The 17,124-nt window shown below is 73.5% G+C and carries 13 protein-coding genes; 6 read left to right on the forward strand and 7 right to left on the reverse strand.

Annotated features, from left to right (window positions below):
• Window positions 1-21 precede the first annotated feature (21 nt).
• The 4 genes from OG455_RS24850 to OG455_RS24865 all read right to left on the reverse strand — a co-directional run bounded on the left by OG455_RS24850 (window position 22) and on the right by OG455_RS24865 (window position 4,373).
• Complete coding sequence (locus tag OG455_RS24850; protein ID WP_266300942.1) at window positions 22-951, reverse strand: MoxR family ATPase; 930 nt, start codon at window positions 949-951, stop codon at window positions 22-24.
• A 65-nt stretch (window positions 952-1,016) separates the two neighbouring features.
• Complete coding sequence (locus tag OG455_RS24855; protein WP_266297220.1) at window positions 1,017-2,360, reverse strand: DUF4350 domain-containing protein; 1,344 nt, start codon at window positions 2,358-2,360, stop codon at window positions 1,017-1,019.
• Entirely contained in the window at window positions 2,357-3,028 is a 672-nt protein-coding gene (locus OG455_RS24860) for a DUF4129 domain-containing protein (protein WP_266297222.1), read from the reverse strand. The genes OG455_RS24855 and OG455_RS24860 overlap by 4 nt, the downstream gene beginning before the upstream one ends.
• Before the next feature lie 4 nt (window positions 3,029-3,032).
• A complete protein-coding gene (locus OG455_RS24865) occupies window positions 3,033-4,373 on the reverse strand; it encodes a hypothetical protein (RefSeq protein WP_266297224.1) in 1,341 nt (446 codons plus the stop codon).
• A gap of 240 nt (window positions 4,374-4,613) precedes the next feature.
• Between OG455_RS24865 and mtrA the strand changes: the two genes are divergently transcribed.
• The 3 genes from mtrA (at window position 4,614) to OG455_RS24880 (ending at window position 9,256) form a co-directional block, all read left to right on the forward strand.
• On the forward strand, window positions 4,614-5,291 hold the full coding sequence (gene mtrA, locus OG455_RS24870) for an MtrAB system response regulator MtrA (protein WP_035848644.1): 678 nt from the start codon (window positions 4,614-4,616) through the stop codon (window positions 5,289-5,291).
• A gap of 100 nt (window positions 5,292-5,391) precedes the next feature.
• Entirely contained in the window at window positions 5,392-7,383 is a 1,992-nt protein-coding gene (gene mtrB / locus OG455_RS24875; protein WP_266300943.1) for an MtrAB system histidine kinase MtrB, read from the forward strand.
• Between the two features lie 64 nt (window positions 7,384-7,447).
• Entirely contained in the window at window positions 7,448-9,256 is a 1,809-nt protein-coding gene (locus tag OG455_RS24880; RefSeq protein ID WP_266297228.1) for an LpqB family beta-propeller domain-containing protein, read from the forward strand.
• On the opposite strand, the gene OG455_RS24885 is transcribed toward OG455_RS24880, so the two are convergent.
• The gene (locus OG455_RS24885) at window positions 9,244-10,011 is read right to left on the reverse strand and encodes a ComF family protein (protein ID WP_266297230.1); all 768 of its coding nucleotides are present in this window, start codon (window positions 10,009-10,011) and stop codon (window positions 9,244-9,246) included. The two genes, OG455_RS24880 and OG455_RS24885, sit on opposite strands and share 13 nt — an antisense overlap.
• Before the next feature lie 357 nt (window positions 10,012-10,368).
• Here OG455_RS24885 and raiA point away from each other — a divergent pair, with 357 nt between their 5' ends.
• A complete protein-coding gene (gene raiA / locus OG455_RS24890) occupies window positions 10,369-11,061 on the forward strand; it encodes a ribosome-associated translation inhibitor RaiA (RefSeq protein ID WP_266297232.1) in 693 nt (230 codons plus the stop codon).
• A gap of 222 nt (window positions 11,062-11,283) precedes the next feature.
• On the forward strand, window positions 11,284-12,012 hold the full coding sequence (locus OG455_RS24895) for a response regulator transcription factor (protein WP_266297233.1): 729 nt from the start codon (window positions 11,284-11,286) through the stop codon (window positions 12,010-12,012).
• 82 nt (window positions 12,013-12,094) lie between these two features.
• Here the strand turns inward: OG455_RS24895 and OG455_RS24900 are convergent, their stop codons facing one another.
• Complete coding sequence (locus OG455_RS24900; protein WP_266297235.1) at window positions 12,095-13,282, reverse strand: winged helix-turn-helix domain-containing protein; 1,188 nt, start codon at window positions 13,280-13,282, stop codon at window positions 12,095-12,097.
• Between the two features lie 121 nt (window positions 13,283-13,403).
• Window positions 13,404-14,009 carry a GNAT family N-acetyltransferase gene (locus OG455_RS24905; protein WP_266297237.1) on the reverse strand — a complete coding sequence of 202 codons (606 nt, stop codon included), beginning with the start codon at window positions 14,007-14,009 and terminating at the stop codon, window positions 13,404-13,406.
• A gap of 235 nt (window positions 14,010-14,244) precedes the next feature.
• Between OG455_RS24905 and secA the strand changes: the two genes are divergently transcribed.
• Window positions 14,245-17,022 (forward strand): preprotein translocase subunit SecA, encoded by a 2,778-nt coding sequence (gene secA / locus OG455_RS24910; RefSeq protein ID WP_266297239.1) that lies wholly within the window; start codon window positions 14,245-14,247, stop codon window positions 17,020-17,022.
• Window positions 17,023-17,124: the final 102 nt, after the last annotated feature.

A 17,124-nucleotide genomic window follows, 5' to 3' on the forward strand; every position in this document is an offset into this window, starting at 1 on the left:
GCCGCGCTTCCCGGCCTGGGTTCAGCGGGGAGCCGGCGTCTGGGCGAGTACGGCCTGGATGACCGTGTCGGCGGTGACCCCCTCCATCTCGGCCTCGGCACGCAGCTGGACCCGGTGCCGCAGGGTCGGCAGGGCCAGCGCCTTCACGTCGTCCGGGGTGACGTAGTCGCGTCCGGCCAGCCAGGCCCAGGCCCGGGAGGTGTTGAGCAGGGCGGTCGCGCCTCGCGGGGAGACGCCCAGCGAGAGCGAGGGCGACTGCCGGGTGGCCCGGCAGAGGTCGACGATGTAGGCGAGCACCTCGGGGGAGACGGTGAGCCGGGCGATCGCGGCGCGGGCGGCGGCCAGGTCGGCGGGGCCGGCCACCGGGCGCACCCCGGCCGCGTGCAGGTCGCGCGGGTCGAACCCGGCGGCGTGCCGGCTGAGGACCTGGAACTCCTGCTCGCGGTCGGGCAGCGGCAGCACCAGCTTCAGCAGGAAGCGGTCGAGCTGGGCCTCGGGCAGCGGGTAGGTGCCCTCGTACTCCAGCGGGTTCTGGGTCGCGGCGACGAGGAACGGCTCGGGCAGCGCGCGCGGCTCGCCGTCGACCGTGACCTGGTGCTCCTCCATCGCCTCCAGCAGCGAGGCCTGGGTCTTGGGCGGGGTGCGGTTGATCTCGTCGGCCAGCAGCAGGTTGGTGAAGACCGGACCGGGCTGGAAGGAGAACTCGGCGGTGCGGGCGTCGTAGACCAGCGAGCCGGTGACATCGCCGGGCATCAGGTCGGGGGTGAACTGGATCCGCTTGGTCCCCAGGCTGAGCGCGGTCGACAGCGTGCGGACCAGCAGTGTCTTCGCCACGCCGGGGACGCCTTCGAGCAGTACGTGGCCGCCGCAGAGCAGCGCGACCACCAGTCCGGTGACGGCGGCGTCCTGGCCGACCACGGCCTTGCCGATCTCGGCGCGCAGGGCGCCCAGCGCCTGCCGGGGGTCGGGCGCGGGGGCGGCCCGCTCGGCGAGCTGGTCGAGGGCGGTCTGGTCGGTCACGGCTGTCGTACCTGCCTTTCCAGGGCATCGAGGTCGTCGGCGAGCCGCAGTAGCGCGGCGTCGTCGGTGGGTGGTGGGCCGTAGAGCAGGCCGTGGAGCTCGCCGGGCGGGCGGCGGCTGTCGTCCCACGGCCCGGTGGCGGCCCTGGTGGCGGCCTCGCCGGCAGGCCCGGTGGTGGCCGGCCGCTCCGTGCCGAGCCGGTCGCCGAGAGCGGCGAGCAGCGCGCCCGTGTCCGGTTCGCCGGCCGTCAGCGGCACGCCGAGCGCGGGGGCCAGCCGCTGCCGGGCGGCGCGCCGCAGTGCCTCGGCGGCCCGGCCGCGGGCCTTGGCCCGCTGGTAGAGCCGGGCCCGGCCCTCGGTGGTCTCGGTGGCGCGGACCACCACCGGGAGCCGCTCGCTGACCACCGGCCCGAGCCGGCGAGCCCGCCAGAGGGCGGCCAGTGCCGTGGCGACGGCCAACTGCAGGGCGGCCCAGTGCCAGCCGTCGGGGATCAGGTCGGTGAACGACTTCTGCGGGCCGGTGGCGGTGGCCTGGGCCTGGAAGTCGGGCAGGAACCAGGTCAGGTGGGGCTGTGCGCCGAGCAGGCCCAGGGCGAGCGCGGCGTTCCCGCCGGAGGCCAGGCTCTGGTTGGTCAGGAAGCGCCCGGAGCCGACCACGATCACCTCGGTGCCCTGGCCGGTGGTGGTGCGGCCCAGCGCGGGGTACCCGTCGCGCGGGTAGCAGCCGACCGCGTTCGCGTCCGCCCCGGCGCCGGGGTCGACCTGGTAGAGGCGTCCGCCCAGGTCGGCGCTGCCGGCCCGCTGGGCCTCGGGCAGCGGGCAGTCGGGCGCGGTGACGGCGGAGCTGACCGTGAGCGGCAGGTCGCCGCTGCCGGCGGTGTGCAGGCCGGGGGCGAGCAGGTCGAGGGCGGTGCTGTCGGGGGAGATCAGCACCAGGCGGCGGTGTCCCGCGGCGGCCACCGCGCGCAGCTGGTCGGTGGTCAGCAGGTCGGGCAGGGGCAGCAGCACAGTATCGGCACCGGCATCGGCGGCGTCGGCGGCATCGGCGAGCCGGCCGGGGTCGGCGGTGGTGTCGACGGTCACGCCCTGGGCGCGCAGCAGCTGGGCGATGGCCTTGGTGCCGTCCGGATCGGCCGAGCGCGGGTCGAGCGAGGGGTAGGCGGTGTTGTTGCCGAGCCCGGCGATCAGCAGGCCGGTGACCAGCAGGGCGGCGGCGCCGGCCACGAACCAGCGGGCGCGGCGCCAGAGCTCGCGCGGGGTGGGCGCCGGCGGGCCGGCGGTGCCGGGCGCGGTGCTGTCGGCCGGTGCGGCGGGCTGGGGGAGGGTGTCGTGGGTGCTCACGCGGCGCCCGCCGGGGTCAGGTCCGCGGGGCGGGTGCGCCGCAGCGCCTGGTCGAGGTCGGCGAGCCGCTGGTAGGCGGACCGGTCCGCGGCGCGGTCGCCGAAGGCGATGTCGTCGAAGAGGCGGGCGGCCTCGCGCAGCGCCGTGGCGTGCTCCGGCAGCCGGCGCCCGGCCTCGGCGGCGGCCTCGTCGGCGGTGCGTCCGGGGCGCGGGTCGAGCAGCACGCGCTCCTCCAGGCCGCGGACCAGGGCGCGCATCTGCTCGCGGACCGCGGCCGCGAAGTCGCCCGCCGCGGCGTGCCGGCGGGCGACTTCGCGGTGCTCGTCGGCGGTGCGCGGACCGGCGGTGCCGAACAGCGCCGTGCTGGTGGTGGCGGCGCGACGGGGACGGCCCAGCCGCCACCAGAGCGCGGCACCGACCAGCAGCGCGAGCACCAGGAAGAGGATCAACCCGGTGGTGCCGCTGGTCCCGCTGCCGCCCAGCTGTCCGAGCAGGTCGTTCAGCCGGTCCCAGAGCCAGCCGCTGACCCGCTGCAGCAGACTCGGGTCGTGCCGGTGGTACTCGGACTTGAGCAGTTCCTCGCGCGCGGCCTCGCGGGCCGGGTCGCGAGGTGTGGTCACGGGCGCGCCGTCGGCGGCGGCCAGGACCCGCTCCCCCCAGGTCGGCATCGGGTCAGGCCGCCCCGCCGCCCTGACCGGCCCAGCCGGTGCCGCCGTACTCGGGCAGGCCGGCCGCGCGGGCGAGCTCCAGGTCGAGGGCCTCGCGGCGGATCCGCTGGTCGACGTAGAGCAGGACGTTGATGCCGGCCTGGACCGGGGTGGTCAGCATCGCGCCGACCACGCTGCCGACCCCGACGACCACCAGTGCGGCGATCGACTGCGGGTGGGACGGGTCACCGCCCAGCGCGTCGAGCACCGACCCGCCGACCAGGCCGGCCAGGATGCGGAACGGGATGGCGATCACCGAGGCGAGGATGGTGCTCAGCACCAGGCCGAGCAGGCTGATGCCGAAGATCCGCCACCAGGAGCCGTGGACCAGCTTGCGGGAGCGGCCGAGCGCGGCCTTGATGCCCTGCTTCTCCAGCATCAGCGCGGGGTTCGCCAGGCAGAACCGGATGTACAGCCAGACCACGACGGGCAGGGCGGCGATCAGCATCAGGAACGCCGTCACGGCGATCGCGTCCTCGTTGCCCGAGGTGAGCGCCACCACGAGCACCGGCACGGCGGCGGCCACGAAGACCCCGACGAGGATCAGCGTCACCAGCAGGCTCAGGCCCACCAGGCGCCACAGTTGCGGACGGGCGGCCCGCCAGGCCGCGCCGGCCGAGACGGTCTCACCCAGGATGGCCCGGCTGACCACCATGGTCAGCAGCGCGCTCAGCACCAGACCGGCCGCGGCGCTGACCAGCATGCCGACGATGCCGACCACCAGCCCGGTGTTGCTCTGGTCGTCGTGCTGGGTCCACCAGTCGAGCAGGCTGAGCACGAGCTGGGAGATGACGGCGACCACCAGCGAGAGCCCCAGCACCGTGCGCCAGTGCTTGCGCACGGTGGAGATCGAGCCGTCCAGGATCTCGCCGACGCCCAGCGGACGCAGCGGGATCACGCCGGGCTTCGGGGGCGGCGGCGGGTAGCTCCAGCCGGGGCCGCCCTGGGGTCCCCAGCCCGGCTGCGGGCCACCCCAGCCGGGGCCGCCCTGGGGTCCCCAGCCCGGTTGCGGACCCCAGCCGGGCTGCGGCGCTCCCCAGCCCTGGGCGGGCGGCGGGGTCGGGGCGGCGGGTGCCTGACCGTAGGCGCCGGGGTACGGCGGCGCCGCGGGGGCGCTCGGCGCGGCCGGTGCGGTCGGCGGGGCGGGCGCGGTCGGCGGCGCGGTCGCGGTGCTGCCCGTGGGGGCGGCGTCGGCGGGGGCCGCCGGGGTGGGGATGCCCGGGGCGGGAGCGGTGGCCGACGGCCGGACGTCCTCGGGATCGGTCCCGGAGGCGCTGGGGGAGACCCAGCCCGGAGTGTCGGTCATCACTGCTCCTCGGCGTGGGGCGGTGCCCCAGGATGGGTGGTGCGGCGCAATTCGTGCCGCCCATCGTGCCATGGTGGCGGCAGGCACCCCAGGGGCGCCTGGTTGCTGATCGACAACGGCGTCGGCGGGGCCGAGGAACACGGGAGTTTGGGTGGATATGCGCGGTATTGCCGGTGCGGCAGCCGGATCAGGGGCACAGGTGTGCGTCAGGTCACATTCCCGTAATGAGAGGATGGGCGCATGAAAGGTCGCGTCCTCGTCGTAGATGACGACACCGCACTCGCCGAGATGCTCGGCATTGTGCTGCGTGGTGAGGGTTTTGAGCCGTATTTCGTCGCGGACGGGGACAAGGCGCTGGCCGCGTTCCGCGAGACCAAGCCGGATCTGGTGCTGCTCGACCTGATGCTGCCCGGACGCGACGGGATCGACGTCTGCCGGCAGATCAGGTCCGAGTCCGGTGTGCCGATCGTGATGCTCACCGCGAAGACCGACACGGTCGACATCGTGGTGGGTCTGGAGTCCGGCGCCGACGACTACGTGGTCAAGCCGTTCAAGCCCAAGGAGCTGGTGGCCCGGGTCCGGGCCCGCCTGCGCCGGGCCGAGGAGCCCACGCCCGAGCAGTTGACCATCGGCGACCTGGTGATCGACGTGGCCGGCCACTCGGTCAAGCGGGACGGGCGGGGCATCCCGCTCACCCCTCTGGAGTTCGACCTGCTGGTCGCGCTGGCCCGCAAGCCCTGGCAGGTGTTCACCCGTGAGGTGCTGCTGGAGCAGGTCTGGGGCTACCGGCACGCGGCCGACACCCGCTTGGTGAACGTGCACGTGCAGCGCCTGCGCTCGAAGATCGAGAAGGACCCGGAGCGCCCGGAGATCGTGGTCACCGTCCGCGGTGTCGGCTACAAGGCCGGGCCCAGCTGACGTGACGTACCAGGTCCACCCCTCCCCGTCCGGCTCCGCCGCCGACGGGGAGGCGCACTACGGGGAGGCCGCGGCGAAGCGGCCGGCCTCGCCGCTCGGGCTGCTCGGCCGCCGGCTGCGCAGCCCGTTCCTGCGCGCCTCGGCGCTGTACCGCCGCTCGATACAGCTGCGGGTGGTCGCGGCGACGATGCTGTTCTCGGTCGCGCTGGTGGTGGTGCTCGGCGTCGTGGTGATGGCGCAGGTCCGCACCGGGCTGCTGGACACCAAGAAGCACGCGGTCGAGAACCAGGCCAGCGGCGGCTTCACCACCGCGCAGCAGCAGAGCGACGCGCTCGCCGAGCAGCGGGCCAAGGCCGGCGCCGCCGGCGCCGCCCCGGGGCCGAGCGAGCCCGGTACCTGGATCTCCGACCAGGTCGCCAGCCTGGCCAGCGGTGGCCAGGGCGTCTACTCGGTGATCGGCCTGCGCCCCTCCGAGGACGGCGCCCCGCCCACCTTGATCCGGGCCTCCGGTGACGTGAACTACAGCAGCATCTCGCCGGAGCTGGAGGCGCAGGTCGCGCAGGACCGCACGGTCCCGCACGAGCAGACCACCACGATCCACCGCGGGCTCGGCGCCCAGGCACGCTCCGAGCCGGGCCTGGTGATCGGCAAGCAGCTGACCGGTCCCGACAACCAGGACTACCAGCTCTACTTCGCGTTCTCCTTCGCCCAGGAGGACAACACGCTGAGCCTGGTGACCGGTACGGTCGCCACCGCCGGCGTCTTCATCGTGATCCTGGTCGGCTGCGCCGCCTGGCTCGTGGTGCGCCAGGTGGTCACCCCGGTGCGGATGGCCGCCGGGATCGCCGAGCGGCTGGCGGACGGCCACATCGAAGAGCGGATGAAGGTCACCGGCACCGACGACATCGCCCGGCTCGGCGAGTCCTTCAACCGGATGGCGGACGCGCTGCAGGCGCAGATCCGGCAGCTGGAGGAGCTCTCCCGGGTGCAGCGCCGGTTCGTCTCCGACGTCTCGCACGAGCTGCGCACCCCGCTGACCACCGTGCGGATGGCGGCCGATCTGATCTACGACAGCCGCGAGGACCTGGACCCGATGGCGGCCCGCTCGGCGGAGCTGCTGCAGGGCCAGCTGGACCGCTTCGAGTCGCTGCTCGCCGACCTGCTGGAGATCAGCCGGTTCGACGCCGGGGCCGCGGTGCTGGACGCCGAGCCGGTGGACCTGCGCGACCTCGTGCACCGGGTGGTCGAGGCGGCCGACCCGCTGGCCCGGCTCAAGGGCAGCTCGGTGGTGCTGGCCGGGGCGGACGACCCGGTGGTGGCCGAGGTCGACCCGCGCCGGATCGAGCGGATCCTGCGCAACCTGGTGGTCAACGCGCTGGAGCACGGCGAGGGCCGCGACGTGGTGATCCGGCTGGGCTCGGGCGACGGCGCGGTCGCGGTCGGCGTGCGGGACTACGGCATCGGGCTCAAGCCCGGCGAGGCCTCCCGGGTGTTCCACCGTTTCTGGCGGGCCGACCCGTCCCGGGTGCGGACCACCGGCGGCACCGGGCTCGGCCTGTCGATCGCGGTCGAGGACGCCCATCTGCACGGCGGCTGGCTGCAGGCCTGGGGCGAGCCCGGTGGCGGTTCGCACTTCCGGCTCACCCTGCCGCGCACCCGCGGCGGCGACATCGGCCGCGCGCCGTTCCGGCTGGAACCGGAGGACTCGCGCTACAACCGGGGCCTGCGTGCCCAGGGCACCCCGTACCGGCGCGCCCTGCCGGCCGGGGCGACCGCCCTGACGGCCAGCGGCGAGCCGACCGTGATCCCGGAGACACCGGGCGGCGCGGGCGGCGGCCTCGGCCCCGGGCTCGGCGGGGTGCTGAGCATCGGCGGGGCCGGCCTGGGCGCCCGGCGGCTGCCGGAGGCCCAGGTGTTCGCCGACCCGTCCGACGTGCGGTCCGGCAGCGGCGGATACGGTGCCACCGGAGCACAGGTGGTGGTGGACCCGAGCCGGCTGCGGCCGCAGGACGGCGAGTCCGGTGGCGCGACGGCGCGGGGCGCCGGCGGCACGAGCGCGAAGGGGGCACGGGGTGGGGACCAGCAGGACTAGTCGGCGCTGGACGGGAACCGGCTGGCTGGCACTGACCGTGCTGGTCACGGCCGGTTGCGCCACCATGCCGGACAGCGGCTCGCCCGAGCCGGTCGACCCGCCCTCGGGCGCCGACCAGGGCGTCCAGGTGCGGGTGATCCCGGTGCCGCCGCGGGACGGGCAGACGCCGCGCGAGGTGCTGCAGAACTTCCTGGACGCCTCGATCTCGGACGAGCACGACTACCAGACCGCACGGGAGTACCTGACCCCCGAGGCGGTCAGGACCTGGCAGCCGGACACCGGCGCGGTGATCCTCAACACCATCAACCTGGACACCGCCCCGGGCGACGGCGACCCCGACCACGCGACGGTCACGCTCCAGTCCTCGGAGATCGCGACCCTGGACGGGAAGCACACCTACCGGGCCAAGACCGATCCGCAGTACTCCGCCGTCTTCAGCCTGACCAACGTCACCAAGGACACCGGCAAGGACGCCAAGGAGACGGCCGACAAGGCCCAGTGGCGGATCACCGACCTGCCGACGGCGCTGATCCTCAACCAGACCAACTTCCGCAACGCCTACCAGCAGGCCGACCGGTACTTCTTCACCCGGCCCGACCCGGGCGCCCCGCCCGGGGCCGACCAGCCGGTGCTGGTGCCCGACCCGATCTTCGTGCGGCGCCGAATAGACCCGGCCTCCGCGGCGGCCCAGGCCCTCAAGGAGGGTCCCTCGGACTGGCTCGCGCCGGTCGTCAGGTCGGCCTTCGACGGCACCTCACCGGCCGCTACCGTCAACACCGACGACCCGCATCAGCCCAAGCTCCAGATCGACGGGGCCGACTTCCAGACCGGCTCGCCGCAGTGCGGTCAGATGGCCGCGCAGCTGTACTTCACGCTGCTCAGCCTGAGCGGCCCGAGTTCCCTCGACAACGTGACACTGACCGCCAAGCGCGGCAGCTGCGAGTACAGCCCGGCCCAGGCCAGGACGGCCTCCTGGGCGCCGGGCAGCCTGACCGCGGCGGCCGTCGGCGGCGGTGTGCCCTACGCCCGCAACGCGCAGACCGGGCAGCTGATCCGACTGGACAACTCGGCTCCGGTGCCCGGCGTCCTGGGGGCGAGCAGCCTGCCGGCCACGCTGCGCCCGGCCGGTGGCGCGCCGCTGGGGGCGTTCGCCGTCCAGCGGGACGGCCGCGCCGCCGCGGTGGTCAGCACCGACGGCAAGGGGCTCTACCAGGTGCCGCTGGACGACACCGCCAAGCAGCTCGGCGGCGCGCTGGTCACCAGCCGGGCGCCGAGCCCCGAGCAGGGCCTCGGCTCGCCCAGCTGGGACGGTTCCGGCGGGCTCTGGGTGGTGGACCGCGATCCGTCGAACCCGCAGGTCTGGCTGATCCGCGGGTCGAGCCGCTCCGTGGTCCCGGTGGACCTGCCGCCGGGCCAGACGGTGGACAGCATCCGCCTCTCCTCCGACGGCACCAGGGCGGCGTTGCTGCTGGGCAACTCGGGGACGGCCGCGCACAGCCTGGCGATCGGGCTGGTGGTGCGCGGCGGCAGCGGGCAGCCGGCCGCCTCGATCACCGGGATCCGGCCGATCGCGCCGCTGCTCTCCGACGTCACCTCGGTCTCCTGGGCCGACCCGGACGTGCTGCTGGCGCTGGGCAAGGAGAGCGACAGCGTGCCGCAGCTGCACTACGTGTCGACCGACGGCTCGGGCGCGACGGACAACGTGCTGCAGGCGGTGGACGGGATGACCGTGGTGGCCTCCTCGGAGGACCGCGGCGACCAGGTGCTCGCCGACTCCAAGGACCAGGGCGTCTACTCGCTCTCCGGCAGCACGCCGCCCCAGTGGAAGTCCTACAACCGCATCGGTGCCGTGCTGCCCGCCTACCCGGGCTGAGCGCGCGGCGCCCGGTGGCCGCGGTGGTGGACCGCCCGCGGGGCCGCGTGGTCCGGTGCCCGCTCGTGGCGGGCGGTGGCGGCCACCGTGGCGGCGGCCAGCGCCGGCGCGCCGGCCGCGCGCAGCGCCCTGGCCGCCTCGGCGAGGCTGGCTCCCGTGGTCACCAGGTCGTCCACCAGGACCAGTTGACGGCCGCTCAGCGCGGTCTGGAAGAGCGGCGGGACGGCCAGCGCCTGGTGCAGGTTGGCCCGCCGCTGCTCGGCGCCGAGACCGGCCTGGTCGACGACCGCGCGGCGCTGGCGCAGCACCGGGGCGACCCGGCAGGGCAGGCCGGATCGGTTGAGCCGGTGGGCGGCGCACCGGGCCAGCCGCCTGGTCGCGTCGTGGCCGCGAGCCCGCACCGCGCGGCGGGCGGAGGGCACCGGCACCAGCAGCAGGGGCCGTGCGCCGGCGTCCCCGGGTGGGCGTTCGGCGGCGAGCGCCGAGCGCACCGCCGCGGCGAGCACCATGCCCAGCGGGCCGGCCAGCCGCAGTGCGCCGCGCTCCTTGTGGGTGAGCAGCAGCCCGCGCAGCGGATCGCGGTAGCCGGCGCAGGAGTGCAGCGGCGGCAGGCCGGCAGGGGCCGGCTCGGGGCCGGCCGGCGCTCCGCGCAGCCCCGCCAGCAGGGCCCGGCAGTCGAGGCAGAGTTGGCCGCCCGGCTCCCCGCAGCCGGCGCAGGCGGTGGGCAGCAGCAGGTCGAGCAGGAGCGTGGACACGACCCCTCCCGGTGACTCGTGACGCTGAGTGGTGCGGCCAGGGTGGGCCGTCTGGGCGGAGTTGTCCAGATATTTACCCCCACTTCACTCGATAGAGGGTAGACAGGGGTGAACAGCTGTCCGGCCGAACCCGCGCCCGCCTAGCCTCCCGCTGGGGAGGCGAAAAACCCGTCCCGGGTGTCTTATGAGGCCCCAAGGGGTTTCAAGCGCCTCTGATGGGGAGGAAGTGGGTGAAGGCCCAGCCGCCCCGGTCAACGGCCGGGCGCTGGGGCCGGCGGCAGAGTGGCTGGTCAGGCTGGGTCTCATGTCCGGTCCGGTAGTCCGGATCGGCGTCAGCACGAGGGATCGGAGTTCTGCGTGGACATCGTCGTCAAGGGCCGCAAGACCGAGGTGCCCCAGAGGTTCCGCGAGCACGTGGCCGAAAAGCTGGAGAAGGTCCAGAGGTTCGACGACAAGGTGATCAGCCTTGACGTCGAGGTGTCCAAGGAGCACAACCCGCGTCAGGCCGACCGGTCCGACCGGGTCGAGATCACCGTCCGTACCCGCGGTCCGGTGATCCGTGCCGAGGCCGCCGCCGCTGATCCCTACGCGGCGCTCGACCTGGCCTCGGCGAAGCTCGACGCCCAGCTGCGCAAGTCCGCCGACCGGCGACGGGTGCACCACGGAGCGCGCACCACGCCGCTGAGCGTGGCCGAGGCGACCGCGCGGATCGCGGCCCTGCCCGGCACGGCGACGGCGGAGGAGCTGAACGAGGCGCCGGTGCGCAAGACGGTGGCCCCCTCCCTCGAGGTCGAGGGCGAAGGACCGCTGGTGGTCCGCGAGAAGACGCACAGCGCCCACCCGATGACGCTGGCTCAGGCGCTGCACGCCATGGAGCTGGTCGCCCACGACTTCTACCTCTTCGTGGAGAAGGACAGCGGGCTGCCGAGCGTGGTCTACCGCCGCCGCGGCTACGACTACGGCGTCATCCACCTGAAGGCCGACGGCCTGGAGCCGGACGACGAGATCGGCGGCGCCGGCGGCGCGATCAACGCCGTGGGCGAGCGCTGAGCCCCCGGCGGGCCGGATAGCCTGCCCCCCGCCCCCCGCCGTGCAGGCGGGCCGATCGAGCGGGTTCTTCCGTCGCGTACTCACCGGCGGCCGGTGTCGCACCGGCCGCCGGTTCGCGTCCGGGGGCGCGCCCGTTGGAGGGACCCCGCCGATCGGTGGTGGAACCCGGCCGCTGACGGCGTGGAATGATGTGGCCCACAGCGTTCGGGACGGGGAGGGCGGATGGTGGGCCGGTTCGAAGGCGGCGTCGGCGACGGTCTGGAGTCCGCGTACGCGCCGCGCGGCGGCGAGCCCATCCGGGTCCTGGTGGTGGACGACCACGCGCTCTTCCGGCGGGGGCTGGAGATCGTGCTGGCCGAGGAGCCGGACATCAAGGTGGTCGGTGAGGCCGGTGACGGCGCGGAGGCGGTGCTCAAGGCCGCCGACCTGCTGCCCGACATCATCCTGATGGACGTCCGGATGCCGCGCCGCAGTGGGATCGAGGCCTGCACCGCGATCAAGGAAGTCGCCCCCAGTACCAAGATCATCATGTTGACGATAAGCGACGAGGAGGCCGACCTCTACGAGGCGATCAAGGCGGGTGCCACCGGCTACCTGCTCAAGGAGATCTCCACGGACGAGGTGGCGACCGCGATCCGCGCGGTCGCCGACGGGCAGTCGCAGATCAGCCCCTCAATGGCGGCCAAGCTGCTGACCGAGTTCAAGTCGATGATCCAGCGCCGGTCCGACGAACGGGAGTTGGTGCCCGCGCCACGGCTGACGGACCGTGAGCTGGAGGTGCTCAAGCTGGTGGCCACCGGGATGAACAACCGGGAGATCGCCAAGGAGCTGTTCATCAGCGAGAACACCGTGAAGAACCACGTGCGCAACATCCTGGAGAAGCTGCAGTTGCACTCCCGGATGGAGGCCGTGGTCTACGCGATGCGGGAGAAGATCCTCGAAATAGGGTGACCCGGTAGGGTGGCGCGCCGCCCGCGGGGCCGGAGCGCCACCGGTGGCCGAGCGCGCGGCCCCCGGGTCGGCCCGGAAGTTCTCAGCCCAGCAGTCTGTCGAGGGCCGGGCGCAGCGCCTCGTCGGCCAGTGCCTCGACGCGGACCCCGGTGCAGCCCACCCACTGCGCCGCCTCGCGCAGCGCCCCGGCCAGCGCGGGCAGATGGCGCGGTGCGTCGAGCGAGACCCGGCGGGCCACCAGGACCTTGCCCTCCCTGGCCGGATCGACCCGGCCGACCAGCCTGCCGCCGGTCAGCAGCGGCATCGCGAAGTACCCGTGCACCCGCAGGTGTTTGGGGGTGTAGGCCTCCAGCCGGTGCGACATGCCGAAGATCCGTTCGGTCCTGGCGCGGTCCCAGACCAGCGAGTCGAAGGGCGAGAGCAGCGTGGTGCGGTGGCGGCCGCGCGGCTCGCCGGCCAGCGCCGCCGGATCGGCCCAGGCCGCGGTGGTGGCCGTGCCGCCGCCCTGACCCCAGCCGGCCACGGTCACCGGCAGCAGGCCCGACTCGGCCAGCACCGCGTCCAGTTGGGCGGATTTGAGTCGGTGGTAGTCCATCAGGTCGGCCCGGGTGGCCACCCCGAGGGCCTGACCGGCCTGGCGCACCAGGCGGGTCAGGCACTCCTGGTCGGTCAGCTCCCGCTGGTACAGCTCGGCGGGCACCGCCTGCTCGGCCGCGGCGTAGACCCGCTTCCAGCCGCGGCGTTCGGTGCAGACCACGTCACCGAAGGCGAGCGCCCGCTCCACCGCGATCTTGGTGTCGGACCAGTCCCACCACTCCGCCGTCCGCTTCGCGCCGCCCAGCTCCGTGCTGGTCAGCGGGCCCTCGGCGCGCAGCCGGTCCAGCACCGCGCGGTAGGCCCGCGGGCTCACCTGGTGCCCCCACAGGTGACCGCGGTCGCGGTAGGAGCGGCGGCGGAAGGCGAAGAGCGGCCACTCCTCGATCGGCAGCACGCAGGCCGCGTGCGACCAGTACTCGAAGCTGCCGCCGACGCCCCAGAGCGCCTGCTCGACGGCAGGGCGGCCGACCGCGCCGAGCCGGGCGTAGGGCACCAGCTCGTGCGAGCGGGCCAGCACCGAGATGGTGTCCAGCTGCACGGCGCCGAGGTGGCGCAACACCCCGCGCACTCCGCCCCGGCGGTCGGGCGCGCCCAGCAGCCCCTGGGCGCGCAGGGCGATCCGGCGCGCCTGGTCAGCGCCGAGGGTCAGGACGGGCGGCGGTGCTGCGGTCATGCGGGCAGCGTAGGCGGTGCCGCTGACAGCGCGGACACCGACAGCGCGGGCACCGACGGCGCGGGCACCGACGGCGCGGGCACCGACGGCGCGGGCGCCGACGGCCGGCGGCGCAGGGCCGTCACGCCTCGTCCGTCAGCTCCGAGGCCAGCAGCGAGCCCATCCAGGAGTCGTGGAAGACGCCGCGCTGCTCCGCGTAGGAGCGCAGGGTGCCCTCCAGGGTGAATCCCGCCTTGCGGGCCACCGCCAGCGAGGGTTCGTTGCCGACGTAGGCCACCCACTCGAGCCGGCGGACGGCCCGCTCGGCCACGGCCCAGCGGCAGACCGCGCGCAGCGCCTCGACGGTGTAGCCGCGGCCGCGCGCCTCGGCGGCGGTCCAGAAGCCGACCTCCGCGGCGCCCGGGCCGCGGGCGGTCAGGCCCTGGGTGCCGACCAGCTCGCCGGTCTCCTTCGAGAGCACGCAGAAGGGCAGGGACCGGCCGCTGCGCCAGCCCTCCACGGCCAGCTTCTCGACGAAGAAGACCGCGTCCTCACGGGTGTAAGGGGAGGGGACGGGGGTCCAGCGCTGGACCTCCGGGTCCTGGCAGGCGGCGAAGATCGCGTCGATGTCGGCCGGCACGGGCGGGCGCAGGATCAGCCGCTCGGTCTCCAGGATCACGGTCTCCGGGGGCGCGGGGTGCGAGGTCGCGGGCTGCGAGGCCACGGGCTGTGGTGCGGGGGTGCTCATGAACGGAGTATGGCCAACCGCCCAGCGGGCTCAAAACGACTTTCTCATGACCGATTTGTCCTGTTACTGGAGCGTATCGCGGGATCCGCTCCCACGGGTGACACCGGAATGGCGTGCTGACGCACCTCCCGGGGTGTTGGCCTCCTCGCATACGATGGCCCGTGCGGTGGGGTGGATCCCGCCGCGCAAGTCGTTCGCTCAGTCCAGTGCCAATCCAGGCGAGGAGCCCGCTCAAGTGTCCGTCTTCGACAAGATCCTGCGCGCCGGCGAGGGCAAGATCCTTCGCAAGCTGCAGCGGATTGCTGCCCAGGTCAACTCCATCGAAGAGGACTTCGTCAACCTCACGGACGACGAGCTGCGCGGTCTGACCGACGAGTTCAAGACGCGGCTCGCCGACGGCGAGAGCCTGGACGACATCCTCCCCGAGGCCTTCGCCACCGTCCGCGAGGGCGCCAAGCGCGTGCTGGGCCAGCGCCACTACGACGTCCAGCTGATGGGCGGCGCCGCCCTGCACCTCGGCTACGTCGCGGAGATGCGCACCGGTGAGGGCAAGACCCTGGTCGGCACGCTGCCGGCCTACCTCAACGCGCTCACCGGCAAGGGCGTGCACCTGATCACCACCAACGACTACCTCGCCGAGCGCGACTCGGAGTGGATGGGCCGGGTGCACCGCTTCCTCGGCCTCGAGGTCGGCGTGATCCTGGCCAACATGCCGCCCGCCGAGCGCAAGCGCCAGTACGCGATGGACATCACGTACGGCACCAACAACGAGTTCGGCTTCGACTACCTGCGCGACAACATGGCCTGGTCGCAGGACGAACTGGTGCAGCGCGGCCACAACTTCGCGGTCGTCGACGAGGTCGACTCGATCCTGATCGACGAGGCCCGCACCCCGCTGATCATCTCCGGCCCCGCCGACCAGGCCACCAAGTGGTACGCGGACTTCGCCAAGCTGGTGCAGCGCCTCAAGCGTGACCGCGACTACGAGGTGGACGAGAAGAAGCGCACCGTCGGCGTGCTGGAGGAGGGTGTCACCCGGGTCGAGGACTACCTCGGCATCGACAACCTCTACGAGTCGGTGAACACCCCGCTGGTCGGGTTCCTGAACAACGCCATCAAGGCGAAGGAGCTCTACAAGGCGGACAAGGACTACGTCGTGATGAACGGCGAGGTCATGATCGTCGACGAGCACACCGGCCGTATCCTGGCCGGCCGCCGCTACAACGAGGGCATGCACCAGGCGATCGAGGCCAAGGAGGGGGTGGAGGTCCAGAACGAGAACCAGACGCTGGCCACCATCACCCTGCAGAACTTCTTCCGCCTGTACGACAAGCTCGCCGGCATGACCGGTACGGCCACCACCGAGGCGGCCGAGTTCCACCAGATCTACAAGCTCGGTGTGGTCCCGATCCCGACCAACAAGGACCCCAAGCGGATCGACCAGCCCGACCTGATCTACAAGTCGGAGCCGGCCAAGTTCGCCGCCGTGGTCGACGACATCGCCGAGAAGCACGAGAAGGGCCAGCCGGTCCTGGTCGGCACCGTCTCGGTCGAGAAGTCCGAGTACCTCTCGCAGGAGCTCCGCAAGCGCGGCGTCCCGCACGAGGTGCTGAACGCCAAGCACCACGAGCGCGAGGCCCAGGTGGTCGCCCAGGCCGGCCGCAAGGGCGCGGTCACGGTGGCCACCAACATGGCCGGCCGCGGCACCGACATCATGCTCGGCGGCAACCCCGAGCACCTGGCCACGGCGGAGCTGGCCCAGCGCGGCCTGACCCCGGTGGAGACCCCGGACGAGTACCAGGAGGCCTTCCCCGAGGCCCTGGAGAAGGCCAAGTCCTCGGTCAAGACGGAGCAGGAGGAGGTGCAGGGCCTCGGCGGCCTGTACGTGCTCGGCACCGAGCGGCACGAGTCGCGCCGGATCGACAACCAGCTGCGCGGCCGCTCCGGCCGCCAGGGCGACCCGGGTGAGTCCCGCTTCTACCTCTCGCTCGGCGACGACCTGATGCGGCTCTTCAAGGCCGGCATGGTCGAGCGCGTGCTCTCGATGGCCAACGTCCCCGAGGACGTGCCGATCGAGTCCAAGATGGTCACCCGCGCCATCGCCTCCGCGCAGACCCAGGTCGAGCAGCAGAACTTCGAGATCCGCAAGAACGTCCTCAAGTACGACGAGGTGCTCAACCGCCAGCGCGAGGTCATCTACGGCGAGCGCCGCCGGGTGCTCGAGGGCGAGGACCTGCAGGAGCAGATCGGCCACTTCATGGACGACACCGTGGAGGCGTACGTCAGCGCCGCCACCGGTGAGGGCTTCGAGGACGACTGGGACCTGGAGAAGCTCTGGACCGCCCTCAAGCAGCTCTACCCGATGACCCTGGAGCTGGACACGCTGGAGGAGGAGGCCGGCGGCAGCGCCGGGCTGACCAGCGAGTACCTCACCAAGGTGGTCCAGGAGGACATCCAGGCGCAGTACGGCGCGCGTGAGGACCAGCTCGGCGAGCAGGTCATGCGCGAGCTGGAGCGCCGGGTGGTGCTCTCGGTGCTGGACCGCCGCTGGCGCGAGCACCTCTACGAGATGGACTACCTCCAGGAGGGCATCGGCCTGCGGGCGATGGCCCAGCGCGACCCGCTGGTCGAGTACCAGCGTGAGGGCTTCGACATGTTCGGCGCCATGATGGAGGGCATCAAGGAGGAGTCCGTCGGCTACCTGTTCAACCTGGAGGTCCAGGTCGAGCAGCAGGTCGAGGAGGTCCCGGTGCAGGACTCCCCGCTGGGTGAGGGCTCGGAGGCGGCCGAGGTCTCGCTGGAGAAGACCGCGCGTCCGGAGATCAAGGCCAAGGGCCTGGAGGCGCCCGCCCCGCAGCGCCTGCACTACACCGCGCCGAGCGTGGACGGTGACGAGAGCGTGATCGAGGGCGACTTCGAGGACGGCGTGGCCGACGACGCGGAGGGCGACGGCCTGACCCGCGCCGAGCGCCGCAAGGCCGCGAAGTCCGCCAAGGGCCGCCGCCGCAAGTGAGGCCGGGCCGCGGGCACTGACCGCGGGCCGAGCGAGCAGCGCAGGGCGCCGTCCGGGAGCGATCCCGGACGGCGCCCTGCGGCGTGTCGGCGGCTCCGCGCC

Source organism: Kitasatospora sp. NBC_01287 (assembly GCF_026340565.1).
Classification (GTDB): Bacteria; Actinomycetota; Actinomycetes; order Streptomycetales; family Streptomycetaceae; genus Kitasatospora.